Origin of the sequence: Kribbella albertanoniae (assembly GCF_004348455.1) — a bacterium.
Classification (GTDB): domain Bacteria; phylum Actinomycetota; class Actinomycetes; order Propionibacteriales; family Kribbellaceae; genus Kribbella; species Kribbella albertanoniae.
Window position 1 is genome coordinate 1 of the sequence record NZ_SMKA01000448.1, and the last position, 3,714, is coordinate 3,714.

The following is a 3,714-nucleotide window of genomic DNA, read 5'->3' on the forward strand; positions in this document are numbered from 1 at the left end:
CTGTATTCGTGCAGACCGTCCGGCCGACTACGAGACCGCCTGGCGCCGCGTCTCCCGCGAATGCCGTCTGCTGACCGCATCGTTGCTCTGGGCCCGCAACCGCCGCCTGCTCGCCCCGAACATCGTTCCGGCCGCCGCCCGCCTGCCCGGCGTCTACGGACACATCGTCAATCGGTTGTCCTAGGCAACAAAGTCGCCGGTACGACGGTGTCCGGCGACCCGCTCAGGTGTCGGCTTTCCGCCACCCTCTGTACCTCGTCGACCACGCTCGGTACCCTCGCCCTAACCGCCCGCCGTCACCTCCTTCCGCCCCGAGGAGTCCGCTCATGAAAGCTCTTGCTGCCGTCGCCCTCCTGGCTGCCCTGACCGGATGCGGATCCGCGACCGCCACCGCACCGCAGCCCTCCCCGCCGGCGACTGTGCCCGCGACGGCACCCAGCACGCCGGCGACCGAGTGGAAGATCGACCCGTCCTTCAACTCCTTGGACCTGGCCTGGATCGAGCTGATGATCCCGATGGACGAGCAGCTCCTGCAGGTGCTCGGGATGGCGGAGAAGCAGGCCGCCGATCCGGCCCTCCGGGCGTTCGCGACCGCGGTGGCCGGCGGGCACCGGGACGAGGTGGAGAAGCTCAAGCTGAACCGGACCCGGTCCGGGATGCCGGTCCGCAACCCGCACGTCGGGCACGACATGGCCGGCATGATGACCGAGCCCGAGATCGTTGCCCTCGGCAAGACCTCCGGCCCGGCTTTCGACCAGCTCTTCGCGAAGAATCTGAAGGAGCATCTGGACGAGTCGATCGTGCTGGCCAAGGGCATCGGCACCAACGGCAAGGACGCTGCGGTGAAACATCTGGCCGCCGAGATCCGGACCAGCCGCGCAGCGCAGCTGAAGCAACTGACCGCGCTCCAGACATGATTGGGCCCGGCGGTCGCTCAGACAACCGCCGGGCCCAGTGGTTTTGGGCTCCCTGGTGAAGAGTCCAACCCCGGTCACTCCTCGAGCTCCCTGGTGAAGAGCTCGATCAGCGACAAGGAAGACTCTGTCAGCCGGATGTTGCTCAACCATTGCCGGTACATGAAGCCTTGTTACATGAGCCTGTGGCATAGATCTCAGCCCGGATCGGGAACTCAGTGCTCGGTCCGCACCGCCGCGATCTGCAGTTGTAATGCCAGTCGTTCGAGTGGATCACTCAGGTCGAGCGCGGCGATCTCGCCGATCCGCTTCATCCGGTGCCGCAAGGTGTTGGTGTGCAGATGCAGTTCCCGTGCTGCCCGCTGTGGCTGACCCGGATACTCCAGCCACGCCTGCAGAGTTTCGACGAACCCGGTGTCGTGCTGGATGTCGTGCCGCAGCAGCGTCGCGAGCGGCCCGTCCATCTTGTTCACGTCCAGCGACAAGACTGCCCGATGCACGGTTAGCACATGCCAGGCCTCCTCCACCCGCAATACCGGGCCGGGTGCGACCCCACGCCGTACAAGGCCGAGCAGTTCGACCGCCTCGGCCCGGGAGCTCGGCAGATCGGCCGGTCCGCGGGCAGGACCGCCGGCTGCCGCAATAGAGCCCTTCGCATGGTCCGCGACCAGCTTGGCCAGCCAGGGCCACGACCCTGGTCCCTCGGTATCGGTCACGACCGCAAGGACGGTCCCGTCCAGGTCAGCGAGGTGCGGGTCGCTCCACCCGTGCCGGCGCCCGGTCGACTCCCACAGGTCGAGCTGCTGCGGTACGTCGTACCCCTCAGGCGAGGAGAGTGCGACAACCCGCCATGGTCGTGGTGGAAGGCGCACATCGAGCGGATTGTCCGGTGAGAACTGTCGGAGCACAGTCCGGAGCCTGTCGATCGCACTGCGCCGGGCAACGTCGGCCTGGGCCCGCAGACGCAGCAGGTGCAGCGCCAGTACCGATGCGGCGTTGCTGAGCTCGGCCATCACCTCGTCACTGACCGGACCATTCACCACGGCCCAGATGGACCCCAGCCACTCGCCACCGGCACGCACCGGCACGATGAGGCGCGGGCGGATCCCATTCGGGCCTTCGGGTACCAGGAACGGCTCGCTGGACCGCGCCAGCCGTCTGAACACCCCTCTGGCCCGGAAGTGCGCGACTACCTCAGGCGGAACCCGCCGGCCGACGATGGTGGAGACCCGGGCCGGGTCGGTGAAGTCCTGTCCAGAGGAGTACGCCAGCACCCGCGACTGGTTGTCCTCGATGGTCACCGGCGCGTCCACAATCGCCCTGGCCGCGTCAGCCAGTGCAAACAACTCCTGATGTACGCCGGCATCACCGGCCACGGGGGAGTCCGGTGCGGCCGCTCGGTCGAGGACACCGCGCAGCAGCCAGACCACGTGTGCCCAGGCCACGCTTGGCTGCAGTGCGACCAACGTGAGCAACCACCGCTCGGCTGCCGAGACCACGGCCGGGTCCCGGGCGAGCGTCGTACGCAGAACAACTCCAGAGGCGTTTCCAGCCGCGCAGCGCTCCACGAACTCCACCGCGTCCTCGGCATCGCGAAGACCGAGTCCGAGCACCAGATCGCCCGGATGACCGGTGGCGGGCTCCTGCGGATCCGCCAGGAAGACGTCCCGGACCTCACTGTCTCCCTTGCCGGTCACCACCACCTCGAACAGGGCAGGACCGACGGCGACGATCAGGTCAGGCGCAGTGATCATTTGGTTATTGTGCGCTGAGCACAGTCATTTGTCCCGCGAATGGTGTGATCGCACCATGACAGCGGTCTCCAGCGGCCGCACCATCGATACATGGTCGCTACTGGCTCCACTCACATCGTCCCCGATCGCGTCGCCGTCGTCGGCGCGGGCATGGTCGGTCTGGCCACCGCCTGGTTCCTCCAGGAGGCTGGTGTCGAGGTCACCGTGCTCGACCGTGAAGGTGTCGCCGCAGGCGCCTCCTGGGGTAACGCCGGCTGGCTGACGCCCGGCCTGGCCACCCCGCTGCCGGAGCCGGCAGTCCTCAAGTACGGCGTCCGTGCGGTGCTGAGCCCCTCCTCACCGGTGTACGTCCCGCCGACCGCGAGCCCGCGGCTCCTCAATTTCCTCACCCGCTTCGCTCGCAACAGCACCGCCGGACGCTGGAAGACCGCGATGGATTCGCTGGTCCCGATCAACCGCCAGGCGCTGCCGGCCTTCGACTTCCTGGCCAAGGCCGGGGTCGAGGCGCAGACCTACGAGGCCAAGTCCTTCCTGGCGGCGTACCGGACCGAGGCCGAGCGCAGCGTGCTGCTCGAGGAGATCGAGCAGATCCACGCGGCCGGCCAGGGCATCGAGTTCGAGGCGATCACCGGTGACGACGCTCGCGAGATCGAGCCGTCGCTGTCCGACGAGATCGGTGCGGCGATCCGGCTGCACGGTCAGCGCTTCATCAACCCCGGTGAGTACGTCCAGCTGCTGGCCGACTCGGTCGTCGCCCGCGGCGGCCAGATCATCACCGGCGTCGTGGTCAAGGACATCGTGGACGAGATCCGCGGCGTCCGCCTGATCACCGGAGACGGCGAGACCGATCCGTTCGACGCGGTCGTGATGGCCACCGGCGCCTGGCTGACCGATCTGGCCAAGGACTTCGGCGTGAAGACCGTCGTACAGGCTGGTCGTGGCTACAGCTTCAGCGTCCCGATCGCCCACGTACCGGCCGGCCCGGTCTACTTCCCGGCCCAGCGGGTCGCCTGTACGCCGCTCGGCGACCGCCTGCGCGTGGCCGG

Annotated in this window: 3 protein-coding genes and 1 pseudogene; 3 read left to right on the forward strand and 1 reads right to left on the reverse strand. The window is 68.0% G+C overall.

The genetic code is table 11. The features are described 5' to 3' along the window. Together E1261_RS43840 and E1261_RS43845 are read left to right on the forward strand one after the other, a co-directional pair. Positions 1 to 184, forward strand: a pseudogene (locus tag E1261_RS43840) (monooxygenase); the annotation flags it as partial. A 142-nt stretch (positions 185 to 326) separates the two neighbouring features. Then, entirely contained in the window at positions 327 to 917 is a 591-nt protein-coding gene (locus E1261_RS43845; RefSeq protein WP_132416157.1) for a DUF305 domain-containing protein, read from the forward strand. Between the two features lie 212 nt (positions 918 to 1,129). On the opposite strand, the gene E1261_RS43850 is transcribed toward E1261_RS43845, so the two are convergent. After that, positions 1,130 to 2,668 carry a helix-turn-helix domain-containing protein gene (locus E1261_RS43850; RefSeq protein WP_132416159.1) on the reverse strand — a complete coding sequence of 513 codons (1,539 nt, stop codon included), beginning with the start codon at positions 2,666 to 2,668 and terminating at the stop codon, positions 1,130 to 1,132. A gap of 90 nt (positions 2,669 to 2,758) precedes the next feature. Here E1261_RS43850 and E1261_RS43855 point away from each other — a divergent pair. Then, positions 2,759 to 3,714 (forward strand): NAD(P)/FAD-dependent oxidoreductase (locus tag E1261_RS43855; RefSeq protein ID WP_132416161.1); only part of this gene is annotated, 956 nt, incomplete at its 3' end.